The organism is Enterococcus sp. MSG3299 (assembly GCF_050555765.1).
In the GTDB taxonomy this organism is placed as follows: Bacteria; Bacillota; Bacilli; order Lactobacillales; family Enterococcaceae; genus Enterococcus; species Enterococcus faecalis.
In genome coordinates, this window is the sequence record NZ_CP187869.1 from 81,867 (window position 1) to 95,378 (window position 13,512).

The following is a 13,512-nucleotide window of genomic DNA, read 5'->3' on the forward strand; positions in this document are numbered from 1 at the left end:
ATTTTATGATTTATAAAATAAAAAAAGAGGTGTTTCTATGCTAATAAAATTTATCGCCATTGTGATTGGATTGCCAGTCATTGGTTTATCACTAGCAATCACTATCGCTTTTATTAGATATGTGTTTCGCGTGAATATGGAGACAAAGGAAGATCCTTACGATCGATTAGATGCCGATTACGAAGAATATTTAAAAAGAGAAGAAAACAGGTCTAACTATCGTTAGGCTTTTTATTTTATACCTAGACCTGCTCGGAAGTCTCAAAAAGACGGCTCACAGTGGGAGTTGCCACTCAAAAAACACTTAGGAGGAACAGATTTATGAAAAAAGAGGATTTAATCGCATTAGGCATTGAGGAAGAAACAGCGAAGGCTATCATGGCTTTACATGGTAAGACGGTCACGCAACTAAATGCGCAAGTTGCTACTGCAGAGAGTGAACGTGACAGCGCTAAGCAAGAACTAGAAGCTAACCAAGAAGAATTGACGGCCTTAAAAGAATCAGCACAAGGAAACGATGATTTAACGCAAAAATTAGCTGATTTACAAACAAAGTTTGATGAGGCGAAAAATAATTCTGAAAAACAGTTAGCTGAACAACAAAAAGATTTCGCAATTAAATTAGCATTAAAAGAAGCGAATGCGCTTGATGAAGAAATCTTACTTGGTCAACTAGATAAAGACACTATTAAAGTTGTCGACGGTAATTTACAAGGTTTTGAAGAACAATTAAAGGGACTACAAGAAAATAAAGCCTTTTTGTTTCAAACCGATAAAGACCCAGCTTCAACGCCGCAAATCGTTAACCCTGGAAATCCTAAAAATGATAAAGGAAACACAGACGTGTTTGCAGCAGCAGTTGAAAAATATATTTAAGAAGGAGAAATAAATTATGTCAATCAAATATTACACTAAACAATATGCAGGTATTTTGCCAGAACTGTTTGCTAAAAAAGCAGTATTTTTACGTGCTTTCGGAGGTACTTTACAGACAAAAGACGGAGTCTCTCAAAACGATACATTTCTAGATTTGAAAGTTACAGATACGGACGTTGTTATTCAAGCATATTCGACAGATGAAAATGTAGGATTTGGAACAGGGACAGGCAGCTCAAGCCGTTTTGGTAAACGTAAAGAAGTTAAATCAGTCAATAAACAAGTTAAATATGAAGCGCCACTTTCAATTCATGAAGGTGTCGATCAGTTTACTGTAAATGATATTCCTGATCAAGTTGTAGCAGAGCGCTTAGCTTTGCATGCTGTTGCCTGGGCGCAACATGTGGATAACTTGTTAGGCAAAGCATTATCTGACAATGCAAGTGAAGAACTAACCACTACATTAGATGAAGCTGGTATTACAAAACTATTTTCTAATGCTCATAAGAAATTTGTTAATAACAATGTTTCTCAAAACGTTGCATGGGTTGCCTATGTTAATTCAGACGTTTACGACTTATTAATTGATTCAAAACTTGCAACAACTTCTAAAAATTCATCCGCTAATGTTGATGAACAAACTTTATACAAATTTAAAGGGTTTGTTTTAGAAGAGTTACCAGATGAAAAATTTCAACCAAATGAGGTAGCAATTTTTTCAGCTGATAACGTAGGTGTAGCTGGCGTAGGTATTCAAGTAGCACGTGCTATGGATTCAGAAGATTTCGCAGGCACAGCGTTACAAGCGGCAGGTAAGTATGGCAAATATATCCCTGAAAAAAATGCTAAAGCGATTATTAAAGGTGTTGCCCCAAAAGTGTAGCCCCGAAAGTTGGTAAACTAACGCCGACAACAAGCGGGGTTGTTATTGAAATGGAAGAAGGAGCTTAGTCTCCTTCTTTTTTTAGGAGGAATCTAAGATGTCCTATATTGATTTTGAAGAGTTTAAAGAGCTTACAGGCGCCGCAGATGAATATAAAGATAACTTTGACAAATATTTAGTAAAAGCCACCGCAGCGATTGATAATGTAACGAATTACTTTTATCAGTTCAATGATATAACGAAAGATTCTAGGCAATTTAGAGTGAAACAGTTTAAACTCGCTCTGTGTGCGCAAATAATGTATTTTGTCGATGTTGGTGCGGATACGTATGAAAGTATCAACAATGCCCCTCAAAGCTTTTCAGCAGGCCGTACGAGTATTTCTAATGCCAGTCGCTACAATCCTTCTGGAAATAACGAAAGTAAGTCGTTAACTGCCGAAGACGTTTATTTGTATCTGGAAGGTACAGGTTTGTTATATCGAGGTGTTTCGTCATGCTAATGCCAAAGCCACCCAAAAAATTCTTAGTTGATTCCTTTGAGTATAAAGAGTACTTAGGGGAGGGCGATTGGAACAAGCCAGTATACAAGGAACCGATCCTTATTGAGTATTGCCGAATTGACAGAGGAAGCCAATATACTTTTTCATCAAGTGGCAAACAATTGCTGTATAACGGATTGATTTTCTGTTATCACGAATTGACTACGCCTTTGCCTGAGTTCAAAGAACAATCAGTAGTTATTTACGATGACAAAGAACACGTAATCACTAAAGTTGATACCGTAATTGAAGCCTATTCGAATGATGTCTACTCGTATGAGATTGAGGTAGTCTGATGGGGATTAAGGTGAATTTAAGCGGTGTAAGAACCAAAGTAAGCCCTGAGGCAATGAGACGAGGCAGATATGCGCTGGGTAATCAAGCGATGGCAGATATGAATCAATTTGTACCACGAAAAAATAATAGTTTAAGGCAAAGCGCTCATTTATCAAGTGAAGGTGAAAAGATTATTTATGGTACAAAATATGCGAAACGCCAATTTTATCTAAATGGAAAAAAATATACTACGCCTGGGACTGGACCACGGTGGGATTTAAAAGCAAAAGGTGCTTATATGAATTCGTGGGAACGTGCCTTTTTGAAAGGAGCGGGTATTAAATAATGGATTTTCTTGATTGTTTAAACGAAAGGATAAATCAGATTCCAAATTTGCCGTTAAATATCCGGAAAGGATACCTTTCAGCACTAGAAAGTTTAGTGATTTACTCATTACCGGGCGGTAAGGTAGAAACCGAATATTATGACGGAATCAAAGACGAGTTGTTAAACTATGAAATTGCCATGAAATCAAAAGACGGTAATAAGTTAGAGCATACGTTGTGGCTTCTTTCAGATGTATTAGAAAGTATTGAAGAATTATCAAGTAAAGATGGCTCTTTTGAGTGTAATAATTTAATGATAACGAGCAAACCGTTCATTAATGAAGCTGATGAACAAGGTTGGTTCGTTTTTTTATTAGATTTTCAAGCAAAATTAACCACATTTAAGGAGGAAAATTAATGTTATTAAAAATGAATATTCAAATGTTTGCACGGAACAAAAATGCAAAACGGCAGCATTTTATTGCTGAGTATGTACCTGGGAAAGAAACAACACCAACTACCGAGTTAGAGTGGAAACGTCTTGCCAAGTACATTAGTTCAATTGGCGATGATACCGATGAAGAAACGGACGATGCAGGTTTCTATGATGGCGATGGTACACCAGAAACTACAGTGACTTCTGTTTCTGGTGCTTATAGTCCTGAAGGATTTTATGACCCAGAAGATCCCGCACAAAAATTAATTGCAAGTAAAAAATACAAAATTGGAGAAAATCGTAAGATTTGGCATAAAATTATTATGACGAATGGCGATACTTATGTAGGGCGTGCAACAGTAACAGATATTGTCGCTGGTGCAGGAGATGCGACAGAGTATGAAGATTTCAGCTGCACGATTACCTTTGATACCTTACCTAATATCACCCCAAAAGTATAACCCCAGTAATCGGTAAAATGACTCCGACTAAAACTGGGGTAATCATTGAAATGGAGAAAGGAGAATAAGAATGGCTAGAGAGTATATTGTTTATAAAGGTGAGGAAGTCATTGTTCCGGCTAGTCCAAGCCCTCTAGAAATTACAGGTATTGAGCCAAACACCGACGTTCCATCAGGAACATACAAAGTAGGTTTTGCAGACGGCGGCGAAAAAGTAGATGTACCGTCATTTAAAACATCGCCAATTGCTGTAACAGGCTTAGAGTTTTCTCCTAAAACGTCCACAGCAAATGCGGGTACTGCAGGTAGCCGACAAATCACAGCAACTGTTTTGCCTGAAAATGCTACAAATAAAAAAGTAAACTATTCTATTACGCCTGTAACAGAAGGCCTTGCTGTCTCTGAAACAGGTAATATTACTTGGACAGAAACGGTACCAGTTGGTACTTATGTTACCGAAGGCGAAACAGAGGATGGTAAGAAAACAGCACAACATACCTTAACACTTAATAATCAAGCATAAATACGAAAATAAGGGCAGCTATTTGGCTGTCCTTATTTATGGAGGTAATTAAATGAAAGCATTAGAGATTAAAGTAGAGCGTACTGGTTTTCCAGTGAAAATTGCTGGGCACGAATTTTTCTTTGATTGTTCATTAGAGCATATAAAAGAATATGAAGAAACGTACGATAAAGTCGTACAAGAACTGAAAGACTTAGATGAAAATTCTGAGGAAATGAGTGATGAATTATATATTTCTGTGTTGACAAAAGGGTATGATTCCGTACTTGGTGAAGGTACGTTTGCAATTTTGTATAAAGACATCCCAGACATAATCGCATGGCTAAACGCCTTTTACGATTTATCAGTAGGTATTAGTGAATCTATTGAAGAATACACTAAGAAACAGACTGAATTATTAGATGAGCGTGGTAAAAAATCAAAAAAATTAAAACAAGAATATCTAAAAAAAGTTAGCAAAAAGAAAGGATGAGTATTATGCGGTTGAATAATCCGCTGACTACATCCTTTTCGTTTTTGGGCAAAGAATTTCCAATAAACTTAGCGTTTGATCATGTCCTTGATGTTTTTGAAATAATACAAGATGAGAGTTTGATATTAGAAGATAAGATTGAACTTTCGATTCTAATCTTAGTTGGGGAAGTTGATTTAGATATACTACAAAAATTTGAAATGTTTAAATACGTTTATGATGAATACCTGCTTTTAGGTCAACATTCCGAAGTTGAAACTGATGAATTAGGCAATGAATTACCAACTAAAATAAATAGTAAAGATATAGATTTGGTTTATGATGCCAAGTATATCTATGCTTCTTTTCGTCAAATTGGTATTAATCTTTTCGAAGAACAAGGAAAAATGAGTTGGGAAGAGTTTCAAGCACTTTTAGAGAGTCTACCAGATAATTGTATTATGCAGAGGATTATTCAGATTAGGAATTGGGAACCTCAAAAAGGGGAATCAAGTAAAGAAAAACGTCGAATGCGAGAGTTAAAAAGGAAATATGCCTTACCTAATACTGACTTAGGAGAGGAGGAAGAAGATGGCTGATGGGCAAGTTGTAATTGATGTTGATGTTAATGGTAAAAGTGTAGCTGGGCTTAACAGCCAGCTAGATCAATTGGAAGGCAGTAGTGACAAAGCTGGTTTTTCTATAAAAAATTTAGCTATCTCAATGGGATTAGTAAAAGTTGCTTCTGCAGTTGTAGGCAAAGCTATTTCATCAATTAAAACTGCATTCTCTACCGCAATTTCAGAAGGAGCAAATCTACAACAATCCCTCGGTGGGATTGAAACATTATTCAAAGGTAGTGCGGACAAAGTAAAAAAGTATGCAGATGAAGCGTATAAAACATCTGGGTTATCAGCGAATGCATATATGGAAAACGTAACAAGTTTTAGCGCTAGTTTACTACAATCTGTTGGTGGCGATACAGAAAAAGCAGCAGATGTTGCAAATATGGCTATGATTGATATGTCTGACAACGCCAACAAAATGGGTACAAATATGCAAGATATTCAAAATGCCTATCAAGGTTTTGCAAAGCAAAACTATACAATGCTTGATAACTTGAAATTAGGTTACGGTGGTACAAAAGAAGAGATGCAACGACTACTCTCTGATGCCGAAAAACTTACAGGCGTTAAATATGATATTAGTAACCTAAGTGATGTATACAATGCCATTCACGCAATACAAGAAAATCTTGATATCACAGGAACTACAGCAAAAGAAGCGGCAGAGACACTTAGCGGTTCATTCGCAGCTATGAAAGCTTCTTTATCTAATGTACTTGGTAAAATGGCTCTTGGACAAGATATCCAACCTTCTTTAAATCAGTTAGCAGAAACAACGGCCACATTTCTTTTTGGTAACTTTATTCCCATGATTGGAAATATATTAAAAGCATTACCAAGAGCGATTGTTACTTTTGTCAAAGCTTCTATTCCTCATGTAAAAGCGGCATTTGCAGAACTATTAGACTCAATTGGCGATAAATTTCCTATTTTTGATAAATTGTTTGAACTTATTAGTAAAAATGCTCAAATAATTAAATTTCTAGGTTCTGTTATTGTTGGTGCTATAGCAGGCTTTATTGCTTTCAAAGCAACTATCGGAATTATGAACAGTGTTAAAACAGCAATTAATGGTGTCAAAACGGCTTTCTCATTAATGAAAGTGGCTATGATGGCAAATCCTTTTGCTGTAGTTATCGCTGGAATTGGTGCATTAATCGCAGCTTTCATCTATTTTTATAAAACTTCAGATACTTTTAGGAATAAGGTTGATGGAATGGTGTTGACTTTAAAATCGTTCATGAAACCCATTGATCAAGTATTTAAAGGATTAAAGCTTTTAAGTAAAGGCTTTGTTGAAATGCTAACCAATGGTCCAGGAGAGAAAATCGCGGAATTAAGGTCTCAATTTATTAAGCTATTTCCTGAAAGTCTTTGGCAAGGAATGATTAATTTTACTGGAAAAATTAATGATATGAAACTTGGGATAAAGGCAATCGGAAAAATAATGTCTGGTTCAATTAAAAATATGAGCGAATTAGGTAATTTTCTTGAAGGAGCATTCACCGTCAAAGGTGAGCAAAATATCATGAAAATCGGTAAAGCAATAAAAAATGTGATAGATTCTCTAAAAAAACTTATAAACCCAACTGAGAGAGTTGGAAAATCATTTGATATAGTTGGTGTAGGTTTAAAAATTCTTAAAATGGTTATCCTAGGAATGATGGGTCCCGTTGGTCTTTTTATAAAAGTTTTTGAATTACTAGCAAAAGCTCTGGGTGGCGGAGATGTAAATAAAGGTATTGATACAATTATGAATTCTTTTAAAGGATTAGCTGAAGGAATCAAGACTTATGGGCCACAATTAGGTACAAATTTTGGTACAGCGCTACAAGGAATTTTAGGTGCGATTGCCAATGCTTTACCAGGTATTATTACTGGAGCTTTACAAGTAGTGTCTGGTTTTATTTCTGGTATCGCACAAGGATTGCCAAGCATTGTAGTATCTGCTGGGGAACTGATAATGGCGTTTACTAATGGAATAGTCACGCTGTTGCCTATCATTGCTCAATCTGCAGTACAAATAATCAATGCACTGACTAATGGTATCTTATTAGTTATGCCGACTATCATAGAATCAGCAACGATGATTATTACTACTTTTTTAGGTTCACTTACTGAAGCACTACCAAAGTTGTTAGGAGCTGGAGCTAGTTTAATCAATGCATTGCTTCAAGGTATAACAGAACAATTACCTAAAATAGTGCAAAACATGGCTACATTAATTATCACGTGGCTTTCAGAGTTGAATAAACATTTGCCTGATATTTTGCAAGCTGGTTTCAATTTGTTGATTAATTTTCTTCGTGGAATTGCAAATAATATTGGCAAAGTCACTAATGAAGCAATTAGTATTATCGTTAATTTTGTTAATGCAATCGGTAATAGAATGGGAGATATTATCGATGCGGCTGTTAATTTGATGATTAATTTCTTAAATGGATTATCTTCTAGAATGCCTGATATCATTGATGCCGGAGTGACGTTAATCGTTAGCGTACTACAAGGTATTTCTAATAATCTATCACGAATCGTCGATGCAGGTATGGATTTAGTAGTGAAATGTATAGAAGGAATTGGAAATAATTTATACAGATTAGTAAACGCTGCTGCAGATTTAGTTGATAAATTAGTTGAGAATATTATTAATTTCTCAGATAGAATGTGGAAAGCAGCTATACGATTAATTAATGGTTTAGCAGAGGGTATTGATAATAATAAAGAAGAGGCTAGAGAGGCAGTAAAAAGATTAGTAAATAGTTTAGGTTCTGCAATTGTTGGAGATGAACTATGGGATGCAGGTACATCTTTAATGGGTGGATTACTAAAAGGAATAAAATGGGGATTTGAAAAAGTTAAAGGCTTTGTTAGTGGTATCGCAGATACTATCGCTAGTTTAAAAGGTCCAATTCCATATGATAAAAAAGTTTTAATTGATAATGGTTCTGCACTAATGTTTGGTTTAGAAAAGGGAATAATAGCAGGATTTGATAATGTTAAACATCTTACTTCTAATATGGCAGATTCTATTTCTAAGGAACTCTCATTTGACAATGCTTTTTCAAATTTTAACTTTACTAGTCCAGAATTAGCATTAAACACAAATATGATGGGCGCTGCTAATTTGGGTAGCCAAATTGTAAATAATAGCAACTTTGCGAAAACCTACAATCCTACAATCAATATAAACATTGAACATGCAGATCTTTCTAATGAGAAATCAATTGAAGAAACTTCTCAACAATTGGCAACACTCACAGAACGACAAACAAGGGGGCGGCTATAATGGATTTAACGAACTATCCATATTTTCAATTTAGAGGGAAACAATCGAATGAATTCGCTATGCGGATAAGAAACGAAATGACGTTTACTATTCCGGAAGCCGCTTTGCAGTTTACAGAGGTAGATGGAAGGAGCTCTGATGTCATTTATGATAAAGGAAAATATAAAGACATCGAGAAGGTCTTTCCAGTACGATTGTATAAACAAGCAGATACAACTATTGCCGCGCAGTTAAGAGATATAGCTGCGTGGCTTTATTTATCAAAAGATTACGCTCCGCTTATTTTTAGTGAATATAGCGAATACTATTATAAGGCGCTAGGCTACAGCAAAGTAGATGCGGCAGACAAAACAAGAAGTTGGTTAGATGTTGATTTTGTTTTTAAGTGCCAGCCGTTCGTTTTTCGTCTTGATGGTGATGATGAAAGAGATATAAAAAGTGGAGGTGGTATTAGGAATCCAGAAGCTTTTTCTAGTCTGCCAATTATAACTTTCAATAAAACTAGTAGTACACAAGATAGTAATATTTATATTAATGGCCAACAATTCAGGATTGCAAAAGAAGCTGGAACAGGAAAAATTACGCTAGATTGCGAAGAAGGCATTGCTTATAAAGATGGTGGCCTTAATATCACAAAATATTGCTTTTTAAATACAGATGGTTATAACCCAATCACTCTGTCCCCAGGCGAAAGCATTATCAATTATACCTATATCACTGATTTTAAAATTAAGCCAAAATGGAGGACTTTAGCCGTATGAGCACGATTATTTTACATGATAAGAAAAATAACAATTGGAACTCCCTAGGCATAGGTCCTTTACAAGATGCAATAAATCCTCTTTCTACAAGGGAACGTAATGGTATTTATGATATGACATTCCAGTATCCAGTGGTAGGGAATTTGTTTCATGAGCTGAAAGTAGGAAGATGGATAGTCGCTGATGCTGGACCGACATTGGTCGCTAAAAGTCAACGGTTTGAAATTGCACAAATTACAAAACCAATCAAAGGGATTGTCACTGTTTACTGTGAGCATTATCGCTATAAATTGTTGCGCACAATGGTAAAAATCGGTTCCAAATATTCTAATATTTCGGCACAAACAGCATTGAATCAATTAAGAAGTCAGATGGAGCCTAAAAGTGATTTTACTTTTTACAGTGATGTGGGGACTACATCTTCAATTGATTTTACAGACCCCGCAAAATATAAAAATGCGCAAGAAGTTTTAGGCGGTGTCGCTGGTTCAATTTTAGATAATTTCGGTGGGGAATATCTTTTTAATAATAATCAAGTTCGCTTGTTAGCAAAAGCCGGTACCGATACGAATGTAGTCATTGCCTACGGTAAAAATTTAACAGATATTAATCAAGAGGAATCCATTGAAAATACGTATACTTCAATATATGGCTGGGCTAAAATCGGTAATGGCGATGATGAAAAAGTAATCACTCTACCAGAAATATATATTGATAGTGACTATGTCAGTAATTATACGGAACGTAGAATACAAATGGTTGATTTTAGTGATAAAGAGCCAAAAGATGTTGAAGCTTTACGCGGCATGGTTAAATCGTTTATTAAGTCTAATAATGTGGGGATTCCTCGTGTAAGTATAAAAGCTAGTTATGTAGACTTAGCGAGTTCCGTCTCAGATGAACAACTTAAAAGCCTTGAGGTTGTAGATTTATGTGATTGGGTAACGGTTGCGTTTAATCAATTAAACATTAATACAACGGCACAAATTGTAAAAACTGTGTGGAATATTTCTTTAGACCGATATGAGTCAATCGAATTAGGTGAAGCGAGAACTGATTTTGCTAAGGTAATTGAAGACTCAAAAGAAAATATTAATGATTTGTCAGACAAAATAGATTGGCTTGAACAAGCGCAAAAAGAAGCATCTGATATTATCAAAAATCCAGGAAAAGGTCATGTGCTCATATATCCGTCGCTTGCAGATCCTCAAGAACTATTAATTATGGATACGACAAGTATAAATACTGCTAGAAAAGTCTGGCGGTGGAATGTTGGAGGGCTGGGATTTAGCTCAACTGGATATAACGGTAACTATGAGTTAGCAATGACAAATAATGGGCTAATTGTTGCAGACAGGATGGCTACAGGAACATTGAGAGCTATTAACATTATAGGTGTGACAATTACAGGTAGTGACATTACAAGTGAAAGTGGCTATAACAAAATTATAATGTCAAAGGGAGCTATCAAGAACTACTATAATAATGTTTTAAAATCAACGATGGATGCTAACAAATTTTCAATATATGATTCTAGAGAAATTGAATTGATGCAACTAAATTCTGATGGTGTGCGATTTAACAAAGAAGGAACTTTAAATAAGTTAGGAGGTCTGGGTAGAGCATTTTCTACTTCTTTAGGCAAAGAAGAAATCCATATTTATTCTGAACCAGGAGTGTTAGCAAGTGTCGGAGCAAAAAAAGTCTCAGGGAACGATGTTGCGAGACACTTTACAGTTTTTGACGCAGGGGTTCAAATATCAAATTTAAACATGGGTGGAAGTTATGTTGGAGGGTCTGGAGAAATAAAAAATTCAACATTGGTAAATACTAGTGTTAGTACAAAATTTACAGTGAATAACAATGTTAACTTAGGATTTTACTCTAATTTAAACATGAATGGTTTTTCAATTCTAAATCAATCAGATGTTCGGCTAAAGGAGAATATAACAGATACGAAGATTGATGGTATCAAAGAAACCAAAAAGTTAAACTTTGTGGAATTTGATAGAAAGCAAAACTATAAAAGTAATAATCCAATAGAACAGCCTTCTAATAAAAGAGAACTTGGGCTAATTGCTCAATATTCACCATTTTTAAGTGTTAAACATAATGAAGACCACTATTTAAGTTTAGATATGAATAAACAAGTGATGCTTAACAGTTTAACTAATAAACAACTTATTGAAAAAATTGAACAATTAGAAGAAAAAATAAACAAACCTAACAAGAATAGAAGAAAATATCATAGAGGAGGGATTTGATGGCAAATAAAATATTAAATCTTGATTTCTCTAAGGATCCAATAATGCCACCAATTATTTATGGTCGTGTTGGCGATGAAAAAATGCAAACAATTACTGTGAAAATTTCTCGACGAGATGAGATAGCAGATTTATCGGGTGGAATCATCACCTTTGAGGGAGAACCTGCAGGCGGAAAAGTGAAAGTTTTTGATTCTGAAAACGTTTCTTCCAATAACGCTGGATTGCAAAAAGGAACATTTGAATACACGTTTCCTAGTGCAGCGTTTAGCGTAGAAGGGACGTACAAAAGGGCATATTTTTCGTTTCAAAAAGATGGGAAAAGAGATACTACGGGAGACTTTAAAATCATTGTTAAAGGAAATGCTGACATTGATGCCGGAGAAGCTGAAACAATTATTACTGAATACAATAAACTTGTAAAAGCTTTGAATGAAGCATATCAAGCTGCACTAAATAAAATGAATACTGACTATGATGATGTTGAAAAACGTATTGAAGCGATCAAGGTAGATTTAAATACGCTAAAAAAACAAATAACAGATATATTGGTAGATGCAGAAGGTCGCATTTCAGCCATTGGGAAGACAGTAACAGATGAAGTTGATGCAGCGCTCGAAAAGTTTAAAGAGGGAAACTTCTATACGAAACAGGAAGCTGATAATAGATTTTTAAGTAAGACGGAAAACCTTGAAATTCAAAATAAAAAGCTAACTAATGATGATGGTTCAGGTCTACCTTTACCAAAGGGAGTAACTTCATTTAAAGAATTATCAGGTTATGCTGGTTTTTATTATCTAAATGCTACAGTTGCGGGAACAATGACTGACAAAGCAGATCTGCCAACTGAATTTAAATATTCTGCTCTATATGTTTATCAACATGCCATCGCAGGCACTGCGGGAGCTATGTATCAAGAAATTAGAATGAATTCGTTGACAACACCTTTAATCGCATTTAGAACGACTTCTCCTAACTCTTCTCAAAATAGTCCGTTCAAAATTTTGGCTACTACAGATAGTGTTGTAAACTCAACTGATATAGAAAATGGTTTGTTTGTTATAAAAAATTCTAAAATATCAGATTTAAATGATGCAGTAGAGCCTGGTATTTATTCGATTTCAGCTACAGGAGTTGAAAATAAGCCATTACCAAACTCTGGAAGCTTGATTGTTAATAAAGATCCAGGTGGAGTCAGACAATTATTTCAAACGGAAAGAACAATTGTTATTCGTCAATTTGGTGGTGTGCCCTCATCTTGGACGGATTGGAAAAAAGTAGCTTTTGAAAAAGAGCAACCTTTCGAAGCTTGGTATTCATCAGGAACTAATCATCCTGGATTCAAAAATAAGTCAAGATACAACTTAGGACCAGAATTTAGCAACGTAGGACAGCGACTTGGATTACCGATGAAAAGCGATCCATTGCAATGGAATAGCGGTAGGTGGCAAGCTACTGTTTTGAGAGATTGTAAATTAAATATACAAGGAACCGTTAAATATCAAGTTGGGAGCTCAAAAGGGGTTCTATATGCTTATACTCATATAGACAAAGGTCTTGATGAAGGTGTAGGAGACTTAGGTGTTGGATCAGCAGTCGGGGCTGTTGGCGGTTTGAATTATCAAAATGTCGCAGCCTTTGATTTAAATGTTACACTAAAAAAAGGTGAGTATCTTGCGTTTCGTTTAGAATTAGCAGCAGATAAGCAACTTGATTATACGCAACTTTCTTCTATGCATATTACAGAATTAGTATAGAGATTGAATTTTAAAATGAAGCCGTTTAGCAAAAAGCTAAGCGGT

Annotated in this window: 15 protein-coding genes; all 15 read left to right on the forward strand. The window is 35.3% G+C overall.

Translation table 11 applies throughout. The annotated features are described in order from the left end of the window. The first annotated feature begins 37 nt into the window (after nucleotides 1-37). A complete protein-coding gene (locus IGL23_RS00455) occupies nucleotides 38-226 on the forward strand; it encodes a hypothetical protein (protein WP_430619664.1) in 189 nt (62 codons plus the stop codon). A gap of 95 nt (nucleotides 227-321) precedes the next feature. Next, nucleotides 322-876 carry a phage scaffolding protein gene (locus tag IGL23_RS00460; RefSeq protein WP_010826285.1) on the forward strand — a complete coding sequence of 185 codons (555 nt, stop codon included), beginning with the start codon at nucleotides 322-324 and terminating at the stop codon, nucleotides 874-876. Nucleotides 877-892: 16 nt separating this feature from the next. Beyond that, nucleotides 893-1,759: a hypothetical protein gene (locus IGL23_RS00465; RefSeq protein WP_002357374.1), complete on the forward strand. Its 867-nt coding sequence runs from the start codon at nucleotides 893-895 to the stop codon at nucleotides 1,757-1,759. A gap of 97 nt (nucleotides 1,760-1,856) precedes the next feature. Next, a complete protein-coding gene (locus IGL23_RS00470; RefSeq protein ID WP_010826286.1) occupies nucleotides 1,857-2,261 on the forward strand; it encodes a hypothetical protein in 405 nt (134 codons plus the stop codon). Next, nucleotides 2,255-2,596, forward strand: coding sequence for a putative minor capsid protein (locus IGL23_RS00475; RefSeq protein WP_002411222.1), 342 nt, complete (start codon nucleotides 2,255-2,257; stop codon nucleotides 2,594-2,596). The genes IGL23_RS00470 and IGL23_RS00475 overlap by 7 nt, the downstream gene beginning before the upstream one ends. After that, on the forward strand, nucleotides 2,596-2,922 hold the full coding sequence (locus IGL23_RS00480) for a minor capsid protein (RefSeq protein ID WP_002411221.1): 327 nt from the start codon (nucleotides 2,596-2,598) through the stop codon (nucleotides 2,920-2,922). Before IGL23_RS00475 ends, IGL23_RS00480 begins: the two co-directional genes overlap by 1 nt. Then, nucleotides 2,922-3,320, forward strand: a complete 399-nt coding sequence (locus IGL23_RS00485; RefSeq protein WP_002411220.1) for a minor capsid protein — start codon at nucleotides 2,922-2,924, stop codon at nucleotides 3,318-3,320. Before IGL23_RS00480 ends, IGL23_RS00485 begins: the two co-directional genes overlap by 1 nt. After that, nucleotides 3,320-3,799 (forward strand): phage tail tube protein, encoded by a 480-nt coding sequence (locus IGL23_RS00490; RefSeq protein WP_010784202.1) that lies wholly within the window; start codon nucleotides 3,320-3,322, stop codon nucleotides 3,797-3,799. Before IGL23_RS00485 ends, IGL23_RS00490 begins: the two co-directional genes overlap by 1 nt. A 70-nt stretch (nucleotides 3,800-3,869) precedes the next feature. Next, a complete protein-coding gene (locus IGL23_RS00495) occupies nucleotides 3,870-4,322 on the forward strand; it encodes a hypothetical protein (protein ID WP_010784203.1) in 453 nt (150 codons plus the stop codon). A gap of 52 nt (nucleotides 4,323-4,374) precedes the next feature. Continuing rightward, nucleotides 4,375-4,794, forward strand: a complete 420-nt coding sequence (locus IGL23_RS00500) for a DUF6673 family protein (protein ID WP_002411217.1) — start codon at nucleotides 4,375-4,377, stop codon at nucleotides 4,792-4,794. After that, nucleotides 4,791-5,372, forward strand: a complete 582-nt coding sequence (locus tag IGL23_RS00505; protein ID WP_002411216.1) for a Gp15 family bacteriophage protein — start codon at nucleotides 4,791-4,793, stop codon at nucleotides 5,370-5,372. The genes IGL23_RS00500 and IGL23_RS00505 overlap by 4 nt, the downstream gene beginning before the upstream one ends. Then, a complete protein-coding gene (locus tag IGL23_RS00510; RefSeq protein ID WP_010826289.1) occupies nucleotides 5,365-8,685 on the forward strand; it encodes a hypothetical protein in 3,321 nt (1,106 codons plus the stop codon). The genes IGL23_RS00505 and IGL23_RS00510 overlap by 8 nt, the downstream gene beginning before the upstream one ends. Further along, nucleotides 8,685-9,446, forward strand: coding sequence for a distal tail protein Dit (locus tag IGL23_RS00515; RefSeq protein ID WP_002411214.1), 762 nt, complete (start codon nucleotides 8,685-8,687; stop codon nucleotides 9,444-9,446). The genes IGL23_RS00510 and IGL23_RS00515 overlap by 1 nt, the downstream gene beginning before the upstream one ends. Continuing rightward, entirely contained in the window at nucleotides 9,443-11,710 is a 2,268-nt protein-coding gene (locus tag IGL23_RS00520; protein WP_048942551.1) for a phage tail spike protein, read from the forward strand. The genes IGL23_RS00515 and IGL23_RS00520 overlap by 4 nt, the downstream gene beginning before the upstream one ends. Continuing rightward, complete coding sequence (locus IGL23_RS00525) at nucleotides 11,710-13,467, forward strand: BppU family phage baseplate upper protein (protein ID WP_311779159.1); 1,758 nt, start codon at nucleotides 11,710-11,712, stop codon at nucleotides 13,465-13,467. Before IGL23_RS00520 ends, IGL23_RS00525 begins: the two co-directional genes overlap by 1 nt. Nucleotides 13,468-13,512 lie beyond the last annotated feature (45 nt).

Coding starts and splice junctions, on each gene's coding strand:
- IGL23_RS00520 (WP_048942551.1), top strand. CDS start 9,443: ATGAGCACGATTATTTTACATGATAAGAAAAATAACAATTGGAACTCC.
- IGL23_RS00480 (WP_002411221.1), top strand. CDS start 2,596: ATGGGGATTAAGGTGAATTTAAGCGGTGTAAGAACCAAAGTAAGCCCT.
- IGL23_RS00465 (WP_002357374.1), top strand. CDS start 893: ATGTCAATCAAATATTACACTAAACAATATGCAGGTATTTTGCCAGAA.
- IGL23_RS00515 (WP_002411214.1), top strand. CDS start 8,685: ATGGATTTAACGAACTATCCATATTTTCAATTTAGAGGGAAACAATCG.
- IGL23_RS00475 (WP_002411222.1), top strand. CDS start 2,255: ATGCTAATGCCAAAGCCACCCAAAAAATTCTTAGTTGATTCCTTTGAG.
- IGL23_RS00510 (WP_010826289.1), top strand. CDS start 5,365: ATGGCTGATGGGCAAGTTGTAATTGATGTTGATGTTAATGGTAAAAGT.
- IGL23_RS00525 (WP_311779159.1), top strand. CDS start 11,710: ATGGCAAATAAAATATTAAATCTTGATTTCTCTAAGGATCCAATAATG.
- IGL23_RS00495 (WP_010784203.1), top strand. CDS start 3,870: ATGGCTAGAGAGTATATTGTTTATAAAGGTGAGGAAGTCATTGTTCCG.
- IGL23_RS00460 (WP_010826285.1), top strand. CDS start 322: ATGAAAAAAGAGGATTTAATCGCATTAGGCATTGAGGAAGAAACAGCG.
- IGL23_RS00485 (WP_002411220.1), top strand. CDS start 2,922: ATGGATTTTCTTGATTGTTTAAACGAAAGGATAAATCAGATTCCAAAT.
- IGL23_RS00505 (WP_002411216.1), top strand. CDS start 4,791: ATGAGTATTATGCGGTTGAATAATCCGCTGACTACATCCTTTTCGTTT.
- IGL23_RS00455 (WP_430619664.1), top strand. CDS start 38: ATGCTAATAAAATTTATCGCCATTGTGATTGGATTGCCAGTCATTGGT.
- IGL23_RS00490 (WP_010784202.1), top strand. CDS start 3,320: ATGTTATTAAAAATGAATATTCAAATGTTTGCACGGAACAAAAATGCA.
- IGL23_RS00470 (WP_010826286.1), top strand. CDS start 1,857: ATGTCCTATATTGATTTTGAAGAGTTTAAAGAGCTTACAGGCGCCGCA.
- IGL23_RS00500 (WP_002411217.1), top strand. CDS start 4,375: ATGAAAGCATTAGAGATTAAAGTAGAGCGTACTGGTTTTCCAGTGAAA.